We start from the raw sequence: 15,482 nt of genomic DNA, 5'->3' as shown, positions 1-15,482 counted from the left end.
TCAGCGCTCCAGCCAGGCGCGCACCTCACGCCGGAGGAAGGCGAGGTCCTCCGGGTTCGTCCGCGGGTTGCCCGCACGGTGCCCCCAGATGCTGGGGATGGGGTGCAGCGCGCCGTCGCGCAGGTGCGCCAGCTCGGCCTCGCTGTCCGCGACCCGGAAGTAGAGGTCGGTCTCACCCGGCAGGAGCAGCACCGACGCCTGGATCGACGCCAGCGCCGCGGGCAGGTCGCCGCCGGAGGAGTCGCCGCGGCTGATGTCGGCCTCGGCCCAGGTCCGGGCCTGCGCGTAGAGGTTCGCGGCCCGGGAGGTGGCGAAGGAGTCCTCCCAGTCCGTGCGCAGGTAGGTGTCGAGGTCCGGGGCCCCCAGCACGGTCTCGTGCAGCCCGGCCCGGTAGAAGTCCTGGCTCAGCCCCCAGCCGGCGTAGACGTGCGCGAAGGCCTTGACCGCCGCCGCGGGCTGGGCGGAGAAGCGGCCACCGCCGAGGTGCTCGGGCGCCGCCTCGAGCACCCGCAGCAGCCCCGACAGGAACACCTGGTTGTGCACGGCGGTGCGAGCGCTCCCGCAGACCACCACCGCGCGCCGCACCAGCTCCGGGTACAGCGCAGCCCAGTGGTAGGCCTGGCCGGCACCCATGGAGAAGCCGTAGGCGCAGGCCACCCCGGTGACGCCGAGGTGCTCGGTGAGCAGCCGGTGCTGCGCCCGCACGTTGTCGGCCAGCGTCACGACGGCCGGGAACGCCGGGTCGTCGGCCGCCGAGGACGAGAGACCGTTGGAGAACATGTCCGGCACCACGACGAACCAGCGGTGCGGGTCCAGGACGCCGTCGGGTCCGATCAACCAGGCGAGGTCGTCGTGGTCGGCGCCGTAGCTGCACGGGTAGACGATGACGTTGTCCCGAGCGGCGTTCAGCGTCCCGTGCGCCTGCCAGGCCAGCTCCGCACCGCGGATCGTGCCGCCGAGCTCGACCGGCAGGTCGCCCAGCGCGAACCGTCCGCCACTGACCGGCCAGCTCACCGCAGGCTGCCCGTGGGCAGGACGGCGTGCACGCCCCACGTCTGGTTGGCGACCTGGGTGACCCGCAGGTCGACGACGGTGCTGGCCAGCGCCAGCGCCGTCGCCTTGTCGACCGCGTAGCGCCCGGCCATCCAGAGCACCATCGCGTCGAGGGCGTCGCCGGTGGCGACGTTGAGGTCGGCGTCGAAGCCGAAGGTGACGAGCCCGGCCGGGGTCTCGGCGTGCACGCCGGGGAGGGGGCGGTCGTCCACCAGCTCGACGGTCAGCTCGGTGGTCATCGGGCACTCGACCGCCGTGCCGCCCACCTCGCCGTCGCCCTGCGCGGCGTGGCCGTCGCCGAGGTAGAGCAGCGCCTCGGGCACCGCGACGGGCAGGTACAGCGTCGAGCCGGCGACGAGCTCCTTGCAGTCGATGTTGCCCCCGCTGCCCGCCCGCGGCGGGATGGTCGAGTGCTCCCCCGGCTCGGCGGGCGCCACCCCCATCACCCCGAGGAACGGGGCGAGGTCGCGGACGAAGCCGCGGGTCTCGCGACCGGTCCCCGCGTCGGCGTCGAGGGCCCACAGCAGCCAGGCCGGCGGCCCGTCCGCCAGGCCGAGCCGTCGGCTGACCGGGGTGTCGAGGGCCGCGGCGACCGTCCAGCCCCACGGGTCGGGGCGCAGCGCGTGCAGGTGGAGGGCGAGCATCTGGCCGGGCCGGGCCCCGCGCACGGCGATCGGGCCCGTGAGGCAGTGCCCGCGGCCGTCGGGGTGCAGCTTCGGCTGCTCCTGGCCCGGGTGCTCCTGCGGGGCCAGGTAGCCGGACGCGTCGAGCGAGCGCACGGTGAGCCGGGTGCCGGCGTCCACCGTCAGCACGGGCGCGTGGGCGGCGGAGAAGACGTCGGCGGTGGTGTCGGCGCTGGGGTCGAGCCGGACGGCCGAGGCGGTCGGGTCGAGGCTGGTGGTCATGCAGGTCCTGTTCTCTGCGCGGGCTCGAGCTCGAGCTCGGGGGCGACCGGGTCGGACCCGGTGAGGGGATGGTGGCAGGCCACCGCGTGCAGGTCGTCGGCCGGGGCGAGCGGCGGGGTCTGCACGGCGCACACCTCGGTGGCCCGGGGGCACCGGGTGCGGAAGCGGCAGCCGCTGGGCGGGTCGACGGCTGAGGGCAGCTCCCCGCCGAGTGGTGCTGAGGCGGTCCGCCGCTCCCGCGCGGGGTCGGGGACGGGGATGGAGGCGATCAGGCCGGCCGTGTAGGGGTGCCGCGGGGCACGGTAGACCTCCTCGCTGGTGCCCAGCTCGACCAGCTTGCCGAGGTACATCACCCCGATCCGGTCGGCCAGGTACTTGAGCAGCGAGAGGTCGTGGGAGATGACGACGTAGGTGAGCCCGTAGCGGTCCTGGAGGGAGCGCATCAGGTTGAGGATCTGCGCCTGCACGGACACGTCGAGGGCCGAGACGGGCTCGTCGGCGACGATGATCCGTGGCCGCAGGGCCAGGGCCCGGGCCATCGCGATCCGCTGCCGCTGGCCGCCGGAGAACTCGTGGGCGTAGCGCGCCCCGGAGTCCGCGCCCAGGCCGACCGCCTCCAGCAGCTCCGCCACCACCGCACGACGCTCGGCCCGGCTGCCGACGCCCTGTGCGGCCATCGGCTCGGCGACCAGCGCCTCGACCGTCATCCGCGGGTCGAGGGCCGCGGCGGAGTCCTGGAACATCATCTGGACGTCGCGCCGACGCTCCCGGAACTCGCGCTTGGACATCCCCGTGAACGTGCGGCCCTCGAAGGACACCGCACCCTCGGTCGGCCCCTCGAGGCCGACCAGCATCCGCCCGATGGTGGTCTTGCCGCAGCCGGACTCCCCCACGATCCCCAGGGTCTCCCCGGCGTTCACCACCAGGCTGACCCCCGAGACGGCGTGCACCCTCCGGGCGGGCCCGAAGAGCCGGTCCGACCTGAGCGCGAAGCGCTTGTGCACCTCGAACAGCTCCGCCACCGGGGCCGCCCGCTCCCGGTCGGGCCGCTCGGGGCGCTGCCGCAGCGTCCGGCCAGTCGGCTCGGCGGCACCGCCCTCCCGCGGGTGGAAGCAGGCGTGGGCGTGCCCGGGAGCCACCTCGTCCAGCACCGGGTCGAGGGTCCGGCAGTCGTCCTGCGCGAAGCGGCACCGCGGCGCGAACCGGCAGCCCGGACCGAGCCCCACCAGACGCGGCGGGATGCCGGGGATGGTGGCGAGGTCGGCCTCGGGGTCGAGGTCGAGGGTGGGCATCGACTCGAACAGCGCCTCGCTGTACCGGTGCCGCGCGTCGCCGAAGAGCGCCGGGGTGGTCGCCTCCTCGACCACCCGGCCGCCGTACATCACCGCCACCCGGTCCGCGTGCCCGGCGATCACACCGAGGTCGTGGGTGACCAGCAGCACCGCCATCGACAGCCGGGCCTTGAGGTCGTCGAGCAGCTCGAGGATCTGCGCCTGGATGGACACGTCGAGCGCCGTGGTCGGCTCGTCCGCGATCAGCAGCTTGGGCTCGCAGACGAGCCCGAGGGCGATCATCACCCGCTGCCGCATGCCGCCGGAGAGCTGGTGCGGGTAGGCCCCCAGGCGCTCGCGCGGTCGCGGCATGCCGACCAGGTGGAGCACCTCGACCGCCCGCGCGTCCGCGGCCGGGCGGGAGGCGCCGGTGTGGATCCGGTAGGCCTCGCGCAGCTGGCTGCCGATGGTCCGGGTGGGGTTCAGGGAGGTCATCGGGTCCTGCGACACCATGGCGATCTCGTTGCCCCGCAGCCGCCGGATCCCCGCGTCGTCCAGCTCGGTGAGCTCGACGCCGTCGAAGCGGACCGACCCGCCGACGACCGCGCCGCCCGGGGGCAGCAGCCGGATCAGCGACATGCCGGTCATGGTCTTGCCCGAGCCGGACTCCCCCACCAGGCCCAGGGTCTCACCGGCCTCGAGGGAGAAGGAGACGTCGTCGACGGGGCGGACCCGACCCGTCCGGGTGGCGATCTCGGTCCGCAGCCCGCGGACCTCCAGCAGGCTCATCGTGCTGCTCCGTTCGTCGTGGTGGCCGTCGCGGTCGCCGGCGGCACGACCCGCGGCGCCCGGTTGCCCAGGAAGGTGCGCACGCCCTGCCGCAGCCGGACACCCTCGCGGGGGTCGAGGGCCCCCATCAGGTAGTCGCCGCTGAAGTTGGCGAGCAGGATCGTGAGCGTGATGGCCAGCCCGGGGAAGCTGGAGAGCCACCAGGCGGTCGAGAGGCTGGTGGCGCCGGCCGCGAGGTCGCTGCCCCAGTCGGGGGCGGGCAGCTCGACGCCCAGCCCGAGGAAGCTGAGCGTGGTGGCGGTCAGCACGGCCCAGCCGACGGCGCTGCTGCCGAGCACCACCACCTCGGTCATCAGGTTGGGCAGCAGGTGCCGGACGGCCGTCCGCAGCCCGGTCGAGCCGAAGACCTGCGACGCCTCGACGTACTCCGCCGTCCGCAGCTTGCGGACCGACGCCTCCACGACCCGGGCGAACCCCGGGGCGAACGCCACCGCGATCGCCGCGACGATGCTCCGGATGCCCGAGCCGGCCGTCGCGATCAGGATGAGGGCGATCAGCAGCACGGGCAGGGCGAGCAGCACGTCGACGGCGCGCATCAGCACGGCGTTCAGCCAGCGCGGCGCCGTCCCGGCCACGATCCCCACCGCGACGCCGGCGGCCATGGCCACCAGCACCCCGAGCAGGCTGGCCAGCAGGACCGGGCGGGCTCCGAAGACGGTGCGGCTGAGGACGTCGCGGCCGAGCTGGTCGGTGCCGAACCAGTGGTCCCCGCTGGGCGGGGCCAGGAAGGCGTCCGTGGTCGTGTTCGGCGGGGTGTGGGCCAGCGCGCCCGGGGCGACGAGCAGCAGCACGAACAGGACCAGGGTGACCAGGGCCGCGACCTGGGACACCCGCCGCAGCCGTGACGACGTCTGGACGGGGGCGAGCACCGGGACGGTCATGCCGCACTCCCCGCCAGCCGGGTCCGGGGGTCGACCGCACCCACCAGCAGGTCGACGACGAGGTTGATCAGCACGTAGGCGATCCCGATCAGCACCACGGCGCCCTGCACCACCGGGATGTTCTTGCTGGTGATCGAGGACGCCAGGAAGCTGCCCAGCCCGGCCCGTCCGAAGATCACCTCGGTGATCGCGGCGCCGGTGAGGATGTTGCCGAACTGCAGCCCGATGGTCGTGATCGCCGGGATCGAGGAGTTGCGCAGGGCGTGCCCCAGCAGCACCCGCCACTCGCTGCACCCCCGCGCGCGGGCCGAGCGGACGTACTCGCTGCGGTACTCCTCGATGATCCGGCCGCGGACCAGCCGGGTGAGGATGGCGGCGTAGCCCCAGCCGAGCGAGACCGCCGGCAGGATCAGCCCCCGCGGGGTGCCGTCGTCGATCGCCGGCAGCCAGTCCAGCCGGACGCTGAGCAGCAGCACCAGCACCAGCGCGAGGAAGAAGTACGGGATGGCCACGCCGAGGAACGAGACGCCCCGCGCGAGCTGGTCGACCACCGACCCGGGGCGGGCCCCGGCCGCCAGCCCCAGCGGCACCCCGACGCCGACCGCGACGGCGATCGCCGCCCCGGTCAGCAGCAGGGTGCTCGGCGCCCGCGAGAGCAGCTCGTGGGCGACGGAGTTGGAGGTCAGGTAGGAGGTCCCGAGGTCACCGTGCAGCAGCTGGCCGAGGAAGTCGAGGTACTGGGTCAGCAGCGGCCGGTCCAGACCGAGCTGGCTGCGCAGCTGGGCGATCTGCTCCGGACCGGCGTTCGAGCCGAAGAGGATCGTCGCGGCCGGGTCACCGGGGATCGCGTGGATCAGCAGGAAGGCCACGAGGGTGATGCCGAGGACCACGGGGAGGACGGCCACGAAGCGCCGCAGGACGAAGGCCACGGCTCAGGCGACCGTCGCGCCGTGGAAGGTGATGTAGCCGTTGAAGGTCGGGTGCAGCCCCGCCACCGACGACGCCGTCGTGAACTGCCCGTTGGTGTCCCACAGCGGCAGGTAGATCGCGTCCTTCATCAGCGTCTCGCCCACCGCCTGGTACCGCGCGTTGCGGGTGGCGTCGTCGGCGGTGGCGTTCGCCTTCTCGATGGCCGCGTCGACGGCGGGCTCGGCGTAGTGCGACCAGTTGAAGCCCGACTTGATCGCCGCGGAGTTGACCCAGATGTTCAACAGGTACGGGTCCGCGCCGTAGTAGCCGAAGGCCCCGAGGTTGTGCTCGCCGCCGTTGAACGAGACCTGAGCGGTCGTGAAGGGCTGGACGGCGGTGGTGGCGGTGAAGCCCACGGCGCTCAGCTGGGAGACCACGTACTGCGCGGGCAGCTCCATCCCTCCGCCGGCGTACAGGATGATCTCGAGGTGCAGCGGCTCCCCGTTCTTGGTCCGGACACCGTCCGGGCCGGGCGTCCAGCCCGCCTGGTCCAGCAGCTCGGCGGCTCTGGCCGGGTCGTAGGTGTAGAGCGCGCTGGCCGCCTCGCTGTAGCCCGGGGTGATCGGGGTCAAGACGTTGTGGGCGGCGGTGTTGACGCCGAACTGGACGCTCTCCACCAGCTTCTGCTGGTCCACCGCGACCATGATCGCCTGCCGCACCAGCGGGTCGTCCGTGGGCGACTTCGTCACGTTGATCGGCATGCCGATCGGGGTGCCGATCGCGGGGATCGTCATCTGGGTGTACTTCTGCGCCTTCGCGGCGGCCGCGATGCTGTTCGGCGGCAGGTTCATGGCGATCTGCAGCTGGCCGGACTGCAGGGCGTTGTACCGTCCGCTGTCGTCGGCGACGATCCGGAACACCAGCTCGTCGAGGGAGGCGGGACCGGTGGCACCCAGCTCAGCGGGTCCCCAGCGGTAGTCGGGGTTCTTGACCAGGTTCAACCGGTCCCCGGTCGCGTAGCTCTCGAACTTGAAGGGGCCGCTGCCCACGGGGTTGTTGCCGAACCCGGTCGCCCCGTACTTCTCCAGCGCGGTCGGGGACGCGATGCCGAAGTTGCCGGCCGCCTGCTGGTGCAGGAAACCGGCGTTGGGAGCGGAGAAGCTGATCTCCACGGTGTACGGGTCGATGATCTTGGTGCCCTCGTAGGGGCCGAGGGCACCGAGACCGCTCTTCGACTTGGTGGCGGGGTCGACGACGTGGTCGTAGGTCGCCTTGACGGCCTCGGCGTCGAACTTCGTGCCGTCGTGGAAGGTCACGTCCTCGCGCAGCTTGAACGTGTAGGTCGAGGCGTCGTCGGACACCTCGTAGCTGGTGGCCAGCCCGGGCACGAAGGTGCCCTCGTCCTCGCCCTCGGTGGGCAGCCACCAGACCAGCGGGTCGAAGAGGGCCATCGAGATCAGCAGCGTCAGGGCCAGCCCGGTGGCTCCCGGGTCGAGGGTGTCGGGGGTGGCGTTGATGCCGACGGTCAGCGAGCCGCCGGCCTGCCCGGCGGCCGAGGCCCCCGGGGCCGGGTCCTCGCTGCCGGACGAGCAGCCGGCCAGCCAGGGGGTGAGGGCGGCGCCGGCGGCCAGCCCACCGCCCCAGCCGAGCGCGCGGCGGCGGGTGAAGGCGGTGGCGGGCGACGCGGCCAGGACGCCGGGGGACGACGCGAGGGACGGGGCGGGCGACATGGGGCTCCTTCGTCGGCGTGGACCCGACGGTGGGAGCCGGGTCGACCCCGAGTCTGTCTCTTGTATACGAAGGACCCGTCACGGTGAGGTTGCGCTGACGTAACGCGCAGTCAGAACCTGCCGCGACTCGCCTCTTCGTATACCGACAGGGCCCGGTGCGCCCGCGAGTCGCGTCCCTCGCGGTCAGACCGAGGCGGCTCGACCCGCCGGCGCGAGCTGGTGCGCGGGGGCCATCAGCTGGTGACGGACGCTGAGCACGTGGTGGCGGGCCTCGGCCTCGGCGAGGTCCGCGTCGCCGGCGGCGATCGCCGCGATCAGCCCGTGGTGCTGCGACCAGGCCTCCGGGTCGCGGAGCGGTGAGCTCTGCCGGAGCAGCCACTGGCCGCGCTTGACCATCGGGATGGCGATCGCGGTGAGGTAGGCGTTGTCGGTCATCTCGAAGATCACCGAGTGGAGCTCGCTGTGCAGGTCGGACAGCGCGTCCAGGTCACGGCTCTCGGAGGAGGCCTGGGCCTGCGCCAGCAGCGACCGCATCCGCGCGACCGGCTCGGGGGTGACGTTCTGGGCGGCCAGCCGGGCGCCCAGCGGCTCGAGGGCCAGCCGCACCGCGAAGAGGTCGGCGGCCTGCCGCTCCGACAGGGTCGCCACGAAGGCCCCCCGGCGGGCGGGGACGTCGATGAACCCCTCGGCCTCGAGCGCGCGCATCGCCTCCCGCACCGGGTTGCGGGACACCCCGAGCAGCTCGGCGAGCCGGTCCTCGACCAGGCGCTCCCCGGGCGCGAGCGTGCCGTCGAGGATCAGCCGCCGGAGTGCGGCGGCGACGACCTCGCGCAGCGGCGGGTGCGCCGCACCCACGGTCAGGGGTGCCGGGAGCGGGGTGGCCATCGCTCGAATGTAGCCGAACCAGGCCGACCCCACCGGACGACGAGAGCGCTGGCGTCCTGCTCAGAAGCTCCCCAGCAGGTGACGGATGTCCTCCACGTCGTGGTGCATCTGCTCGATCAGCGGTTCCATGCCGGCGAACCTGATCTGGCCGCGGACCCGCGCGTAGAAGTCGACGGCGATCTCCACGCCGTACAGCTCCAGGTCGTCGCGGTCCAGCACGTAGGACTCGATCCGGCGCTGGACGCCGTCGAAGGTCGGGTTCGACCCGACCGAGATCGCGGCCGGCCAGCGGGGGGCGTCGGGCTGGTCCAACCGGGTCACCCAGCCCGCGTAGACGCCGTCAGCCGGCACGGCCAGCCCCGGCGCGACCAGCAGGTTGGCCGTCGGGTAGCCAAGCAGCCGGCCGCGCTGGTCGCCCTGCACGACGACGCCGGAGAACCGGAAGGGGTGGTCGCTCAGCTCGCGGACCCGGCCGAAGTCACCCTCGGCGACGGCGTGCCGGACCAGCGTGGACGAGCTCGGCTGCGCGCCGTCGGTGACCAGGGCGACGGGCTGCACGACGAACTGGCCGGCGCCGAGCTCCGCCAGCGTCGCGACGGTGCCGGAGGCCCGGAAGCCGAAGCGGAAGTTCTCCCCCACCACCACCCGGGCCGGGTGCAGCGGGCGCAGCACGGCGTCGACGAACTGGGCGGGGCTCCAGCCGGCCACCTCCGCGGTGAAGTCGACGACGACGACGTCGTCCGCGCCGGCCTCGCGGAGCAGCTCGACCCGGCGCGGCAGGGTGCTGAGCAGCAGCGGCGTCTGGTCCGGCCGGACCACCGACATCGGGTGCGGCCAGAAGGTCACGACGACGAGCGGGGCCTCCGGCTCGGCGGCGCGGGCGGTGCGCAGCAGGGCGGCGTGCCCTCGGTGGACGCCGTCGAAGTTGCCGATCACGACCACCGGGTCGCTGGTCATCTGCTCCGCCTCACCTTCGCTCCGGGGCACGCGGTCGCGGCTCCGGCGGCCCAGTCAACCACGGGGCCGGGACGGCCCCGGCGGCCTCAGCCGCAGAACACCGCGTCGGCCACGGCCCCGTCGCCGCGGCGCCGGTAGAGGGCCAGGAACTCGTCCTCGACGCTCAGCAGGGCCGCCTGCTCGGCGGGCAGCGCCAGCCCGGGCAGGGCCCGGCCGACGCGGACGGCCGCCTCCTGCTCGGCGTCCAGCACCACGGTGGCGAAGGTGCGGCGCACGACGTCGGTCAGGCCCAGCACCGGCAGGCTCTCGGTGGCGTCGGTGAGGGGCACCGCCTCGTCTAGCCCGAACGGGCCGACGGCGGTGCGACGGAGCGCGGTCAGGTGACCGGCCGAGCCCAGGGTGGTCCCGAGGTCGCGGGCGAGGGCGCGGACGTAGGTGCCCGAGCTGCACTCGACGACGACGTCGAGGTCGACGCAGGGGACGCCGTCGACGACGAGGTCCCGCCGGGCCGTGACGTCGAGGCGGTGCACGGTGACGGGCCGGGCCGCGAGCGCCACGTCCTCCCCCGCCCGCACCCGCGCGTAGGAGCGGACGCCGTCGACCTTGATCGCCGAGACGGCGGTCGGCACCTGCTCGATCAGCCCCCGCAGCGGCACCAGCGCCGCCTCGAGCGCCGCGGGGTCGAGGTCCGTCACGCCGGGCCGGAGGGTGGTCTCACCCTCGGCGTCGTCGGTCACCGTGCCGACGCCCAGCCGGAGGGTCGCGCTGTAGGCCTTGCGGGTGAGCATGAGGTGGCCGAGCAGCCGGGTGGCCCGGTTGACGCCGATCAGCAGCACGCCGGTGGCCATCGGGTCCAGCGTCCCGGCGTGCCCGACCTTGCGGGTGCCGAGCAGCCGCCGGCAGCGGGCGACCACCTGGTGAGAGGTCAGCCCGGCCGGCTTGTCCACGACGACCAGGCCGGCCTCGGCCGTCCCGGTCGTCGCCCGGCCGGAGCCGCTCAGCGGTCCAGGTCGACGTCGTCGGCGTCGTCCTCGTCGGTGTGCTTGTAGGGGTCCTCGCCCGCGGCGTAGGTCTTGCCGTGGGCCGCCTGCGCGACCCGTGCGTCGACGTCGCGCGCACGCTGCAGCAGGTCGTCGATCTGGCGGGCGTTCTCCGGGACGGCGTCGGCGACGAAGGCGACGGTCGGGGTGAACTTCATCCCCAGCTGCTTGCCGACCTGGGAGCGGATGAGCCCGGTGGCCGACGTGAGGGCGAGGGCCGTGCCGGCGGCCTCCTCGGGCGACCCGAGCACGGTGTAGAACACCGTCGCCTCGCGGCTGTCCCCGGTGAGACGCACGTCGGTCACGGTGACGAAGCCCAGTCGGGGGTCCTTGATCTTGCGCTCGAGCATCTCGGCCACGATCACCTTGATCTGGTCGGCGAGCTTGAGCACCCGGGGCGATGCCATGGTTCCTCCTCTGACGGACAGCCTTCCATTGTGCCGCATGGCCGGCCGGTCCCCGCCGCCGCACCGGGCGGGCACCGCAGCAGGTCGGTGGGCCCACGGTCCCTGCGGGAGTGCGCACCCGACGACGCCGGGCGCTGGCCCGCGACGGGCTCAGGGCCGCGCCCGACGGCCGGCCCGGGCGGCGAAGGCGTCCAGCGCCCGGAGCACGGCGTCCGCCCTCCATCCCCGCGCCCGGCGGTACAGCGGGAAGGACGTGAGCACGCCGGCGTCGACGAGCCGCTCCAGGTGCCGGTGGGCGTTCGGCACGGCGATCCCCAGGGCCGCCGCCACCTGGGCGGCGTCCAGCACCGGGCGGGCCAGGAAGAGGTCGGCCGCCCGCCACACCGCCGAGTCGCGGCGCGCGGTGATCGCGCCGCGCCAGCCCTCCCGGATCTCGGCCAGCTCGACGGCGAGCGCGCGCCCGTTGGTGATGGCCCGGAAGGTCGCGTCGACGCAGAGCCGGACGACCGGGTCCGGGTCGCCGGCGCGGTAGGCGGTGAGCGCCGCGTGGTACCCGGTGACGTCGGACAGCAGGCCGGCGGACACGGGCACGGTGACGTGCCGGCTCAGCCGGTGGTGCCGCAGCATGGCGTGCAGCAGGGCCCGGCCCGTGCGGCCGTTGCCGTCGGGGAACGGGTGGATGGTCTCGAACTGGGCGTACGCCAGCGCGGCCTGGGCCAGCACCGGCTGGTCGACGCGCCGGGCGTAGCGCATCAGGTCCTCGACCAGCGGCTCGATCCGTTCGGCCCGGGGCGCCACGTAGTCGGCCCCGACCGGGCTCAACGACGACCGGCCGATCCAGACGGGCTCGGTGCGCCAGGCACCGGCGATGTCCGGCTCGCTCGCCCCCAGCAGCGCCCGGTGCATCGCCAGCACGGTCTCCGGGGTCAGCTCCGCGGCCAGGTCGAGGGCGCACCGCATGGCCTGGGTGTTGGCGACGACGAGGCTCGCGTTGCTGCGGCTCGCGTCCCCCAGCTCGGCCAGGCCGATGCTGCGCGCCGAGGCGGTGAGGTTCTCGATCTGCGACGACGCCGCCGACTCGCTGCGCAGCAGCACCGCGTCCAGGGGCGCGGGGCTGGTGGCCATCTCGGCGTCGTAGCGGGCCAGCTCGGCCGCGGCGTCCTCGAGCGGGCCGGCCAGCTCGACCGGGACCGCGTAGTCCAGCTCGGCGATCGGGGGCGGGACCGCCGCGTGGTAGCGACCGTGCGCCCGCTGCCGCTCCGTCCGGCTCAGCGCGGCACCCGAGGACCGGGAGTCCCAGATCAGCTGCTCGTGCCCGACGGGCGGCCAACGGTGCCCCTGATCCGAGAAGGCCATGCGTCGAACTTATCAGTTCGGCCGACAAGTGATAAAACGCCGACGGGGCGGGGCCGTGTTGCCACGACCCCGCCCCGCCGACGACCAGCGCTCGGTGCTGCGCTCAGCTACGAGCCTTCTCGCGCATCTCGAAGGTCTCGACGACGTCGCCGACCCGGATGTCGGAGTAGTTCGCGAGCGTCATGCCGCACTCGAACCCTTCGCGCACCTCGGTGGCGTCGTCCTTCTCCCGGCGCAGCGAGGAGATGGTCGTCTCGTTGATGACGACGCCCTCACGCAGCAGCCGGGCCTTGGAGTTGCGGCGGATCGACCCGCTGGTGACCATGCAACCGGCGATGATGCCGGCGCGGGACGAGCGGAAGATCTCGCGGATCTCCGCCTGACCCAGCTGGGCCTCCTCGTAGATCGGCTTGAGCAGGCCCTTCAGCGCGGCCTCGATCTCGTCGATCGCGGAGTAGATCACCGAGTAGTACCGGATGTCGACACCCTCGCGGTCCGCCATCTCCGACGCCTTGCCCTGCGGGCGGACGTTGAAGCCGACGATGACCGCGTTGGAGGCCGCCGCCAGGCTGACGTTGGTCTCGGTGATCGCACCGACACCGCGGTCGATGACCCGCAGGCTGACCTCGTCGCCGACGTCGATCTTGGCGAGCGCGTCCTCCAGGGCCTCGACCGAGCCAGCGCCGTCGCCCTTGAGGATGAGCCGCAGCTCCTGGTCCTCGCCCCGCTCGAGCTGGTCGAACAGCTGGTCGAGCGTCTTGCGCCGGGTGCTGGCCGCCTGGGCCGCCATCCGGAGCCGGGACGCCCGGCGCTCGGCGATCTGCCGGGCCATCCGGTCGTCGTCGACGACGATGAAGCTGTCGCCGGCGCCGGGGACGGCCGTCAGGCCGAGCACCTGGACCGGGAAGGACGGCGGGGCCTCGTCGACGTTCTGACCGTGGTCGTCGAGCAGGGCCCGGACCCGTCCGTACCCCGTCCCGGCCACAATCGAGTCGCCGACGTGCAGCGTGCCGCGCTGGACCAGGACGGTGGCCACGGGACCACGGCCCTTGTCGAGGTGGGCCTCGATGGCCACACCCTGACCGTCCATCTCCGGGTTGGCGCGCAGGTCGAGCGCGGCGTCGGCGGTCAGGATGACCGCCTCCAGCAGCTGCTCGAGGCCGACGCCGGTGATCGCGGAGACGTCGACGAACATCGTGTCGCCGCCGTACTCCTCGGGCACCAGGCCGTACTCGGTGAGCTGGCCGCGGACCTTGGTCGGGTCAGCGCCCTCGCGGTCGATCTTGTTGACCGCGACGACGATCGGCACCTCGGCGGCCAGCGCGTGGTTCAGCGCCTCGATCGTCTGCGGCATCACCCCGTCGTCGGCGGCCACCACCAGGACGGCGATGTCGGTCGACTTCGCACCGCGGGCACGCATGGCGGTGAACGCCTCGTGGCCCGGGGTGTCGATGAAGGTGATGGCGCGCTCCTCGCCGTCGACCTCCGTGGTCACCTGGTAGGCGCCGATGGCCTGGGTGATGCCACCGGCCTCGCCACCGACCACGTTGGTCTTGCGGATCGCGTCGAGCAGCTTGGTCTTCCCGTGGTCGACGTGACCCATGACGGTGACGACCGGCGGACGCGCCTCGAGCTCGTCCTCGCCGCCCTCGTTCTCGCCGAACTCGATGTCGAAGCTCTCCAGCAGCGCGCGGTCCTCGTCCTCGGGGGAGACGACCTCGATCTTGTAGTTGAGCTCGCCGGCGAGCACCTGGAGGGTGTCCTCGGACACCGTCTGGGTGGCGGTCACCATCTCGCCCAGGTTGAACAGCACCTGGACCAGCGACGACACGTCGACGTTGATCTTCTCCGACAGGTCGGTCAGCGAGGCGCCGCGGGCCAGCCGGACCGTCGACCCGTCGCCCTGGCGGACGCGGACACCACCGATCTCCGGCGCCTGCATCTGGTCGAACTCTTGACGACGCTGACGCTTCGACTTGCGGCCACGGCGCACCGGGCCTCCGGCGCGGCCGAAGGCACCCTGCGTGCCGCCGCGACCACCACGGCCGCCACGGCCCGCGGGAGGCGGACCGCCGCCGGGACCGCCGGTACGACCGGGAGGACCACCGCCGCCGGGACGGCCACGACCACCCGCGGGTGCGCCACGGCCACGAGGGCCGGCCGCACCGGGAGCGCTCAGCTGGCCCGAGCTCTGCCGGGGCATCATCGCCGGGTTGGGCCGGGGCATGCCGGGAACGCCCGGACGTCCGCCCGGCGCGGGAGCACCGCGGCCGGCGGGCGGCCGGGGACCACCGGGACGGGCGGCCTCGCCGGCACCCGGGGCACCGGGTGCACCAGGGGTCTGGCGCGGCGGCCGGGGCTGACCCATGCCCTGCGAGGGCGAGAACGGGTTGTTGCCCGGGCGGGGCGCCCCACCCGGACGACGGCTGGCCGGGGCGCCGGCCCCGGGCAGGCCACCCGTGGACCCGGGACGCGGACGGGGACCGGGGGTGCCGGCCTGGCCGTCGGTCCGCGGGGCGGAGGGCTGGCCGGGACGGGCGGCCGAGGGCTGCCCGCTGCGCGGCGTGGCGGGCTGGCCGCCACCGGTCTGGCCGGCGTCGGTCGGGCCGGCCGCCGGAGCGGGGGTCTCGGCCGGGGTCGACGGCTGACCGGGGGCGCGGGGCGTGCTGGGACGCGGGCCCGGCGCGGGCGTGCGGTTGACGGGACCGGGGGTGCCCGCACCCGGCCGGGCCGCGGTGCGCGGGGCCTCCGTGGGTGCGGGGGCCGGAGCCGAGGTGGGCGCCGAGGCCACCGGAGCGACCGGGGCGGGGCTGGGGGTGCTCGCCTGGACCGGGGCGGCGGGGGCCGGCGCGGCCGGGTGGGGACGGCTGAGACCCGGGCTGGGCATCGGCGGACGCCGGGTGCCGGCCGGGGCGGCCGGGTTCCGGGTGGCGGCGGGACCCGGACGGGCCGGCTCCTTGCTGCCGCCGGACGAACCGTTGCCCAGCTTTTCCTTGAGCCGCCGCTCCACGGGGGGTTCCACCGTGGAGGAGGCGGAGCGGACGAACTCGCCCATGTCCTTCAACATCGTGAGGACGGTCTTGCTCTCGACTCCGAGCTCTTTCGCGAGCTCATAGACGCGGACCTTGGCCACTGCACTCCTTGTTGGCGGTCCGGGTCTTGTGCGCCGGACCAGTTAGTTGTCTTGCATGCTCATTGAGGGGTTCTCATCGAGTGGTCATGAGCGTGAGCCCACTTTC

12 protein-coding genes are annotated in these 15,482 nt (G+C 73.9%); all 12 read right to left on the bottom strand.

Going from position 1 to position 15,482, the window contains the following annotated elements; translation table 11 throughout:
• The 12 genes from BLT72_RS06220 to infB all read right to left on the bottom strand — a co-directional run bounded on the left by BLT72_RS06220 (position 1) and on the right by infB (position 15,376).
• A complete protein-coding gene (locus BLT72_RS06220; protein ID WP_091411158.1) occupies positions 1-1,014 on the bottom strand; it encodes an alpha/beta fold hydrolase in 1,014 nt (337 codons plus the stop codon).
• Complete coding sequence (locus BLT72_RS06215) at positions 1,011-1,958, bottom strand: acetamidase/formamidase family protein (protein WP_091411156.1); 948 nt, start codon at positions 1,956-1,958, stop codon at positions 1,011-1,013. Before BLT72_RS06215 ends, BLT72_RS06220 begins: the two co-directional genes overlap by 4 nt.
• A complete protein-coding gene (locus BLT72_RS06210; RefSeq protein WP_091411154.1) occupies positions 1,955-4,018 on the bottom strand; it encodes an ABC transporter ATP-binding protein in 2,064 nt (687 codons plus the stop codon). The genes BLT72_RS06215 and BLT72_RS06210 overlap by 4 nt, the downstream gene beginning before the upstream one ends.
• Positions 4,015-4,959, bottom strand: coding sequence for an ABC transporter permease (locus tag BLT72_RS06205; RefSeq protein WP_091411152.1), 945 nt, complete (start codon positions 4,957-4,959; stop codon positions 4,015-4,017). The genes BLT72_RS06210 and BLT72_RS06205 overlap by 4 nt, the downstream gene beginning before the upstream one ends.
• Positions 4,956-5,888, bottom strand: a complete 933-nt coding sequence (locus tag BLT72_RS06200) for an ABC transporter permease (RefSeq protein ID WP_091411150.1) — start codon at positions 5,886-5,888, stop codon at positions 4,956-4,958. Before BLT72_RS06200 ends, BLT72_RS06205 begins: the two co-directional genes overlap by 4 nt.
• A 3-nt stretch (positions 5,889-5,891) precedes the next feature.
• The gene (locus BLT72_RS06195; RefSeq protein ID WP_091411148.1) at positions 5,892-7,598 is read right to left on the bottom strand and encodes an ABC transporter substrate-binding protein; all 1,707 of its coding nucleotides are present in this window, start codon (positions 7,596-7,598) and stop codon (positions 5,892-5,894) included.
• 183 nt (positions 7,599-7,781) lie between these two features.
• Positions 7,782-8,483, bottom strand: coding sequence for a GntR family transcriptional regulator (locus tag BLT72_RS06190; RefSeq protein ID WP_091411146.1), 702 nt, complete (start codon positions 8,481-8,483; stop codon positions 7,782-7,784).
• A gap of 60 nt (positions 8,484-8,543) precedes the next feature.
• Complete coding sequence (locus tag BLT72_RS06185; RefSeq protein WP_091411144.1) at positions 8,544-9,440, bottom strand: bifunctional riboflavin kinase/FAD synthetase; 897 nt, start codon at positions 9,438-9,440, stop codon at positions 8,544-8,546.
• A gap of 86 nt (positions 9,441-9,526) precedes the next feature.
• Complete coding sequence (truB, locus tag BLT72_RS06180; protein WP_091416862.1) at positions 9,527-10,441, bottom strand: tRNA pseudouridine(55) synthase TruB; 915 nt, start codon at positions 10,439-10,441, stop codon at positions 9,527-9,529.
• Positions 10,438-10,887, bottom strand: a complete 450-nt coding sequence (gene rbfA, locus BLT72_RS06175; RefSeq protein WP_091411141.1) for a 30S ribosome-binding factor RbfA — start codon at positions 10,885-10,887, stop codon at positions 10,438-10,440. The genes truB and rbfA overlap by 4 nt, the downstream gene beginning before the upstream one ends.
• Positions 10,888-11,037: 150 nt before the next feature.
• Positions 11,038-12,243 carry a Fic family protein gene (locus tag BLT72_RS06170; protein ID WP_091411138.1) on the bottom strand — a complete coding sequence of 402 codons (1,206 nt, stop codon included), beginning with the start codon at positions 12,241-12,243 and terminating at the stop codon, positions 11,038-11,040.
• Positions 12,244-12,346: 103 nt separating this feature from the next.
• Positions 12,347-15,376 (bottom strand): translation initiation factor IF-2, encoded by a 3,030-nt coding sequence (gene infB, locus BLT72_RS06165; RefSeq protein ID WP_091411136.1) that lies wholly within the window; start codon positions 15,374-15,376, stop codon positions 12,347-12,349.
• Between the last annotated feature and the right edge of the window lie 106 nt (positions 15,377-15,482).

Origin of the sequence: Friedmanniella luteola (genome assembly GCF_900105065.1) — a bacterium.
Lineage (GTDB): Bacteria > Actinomycetota > Actinomycetes > Propionibacteriales > Propionibacteriaceae > Microlunatus > Microlunatus luteolus.
Note: the sequence above shows the minus strand (reverse complement) of the source record. Positions and strands in the feature narration are given on the sequence as shown.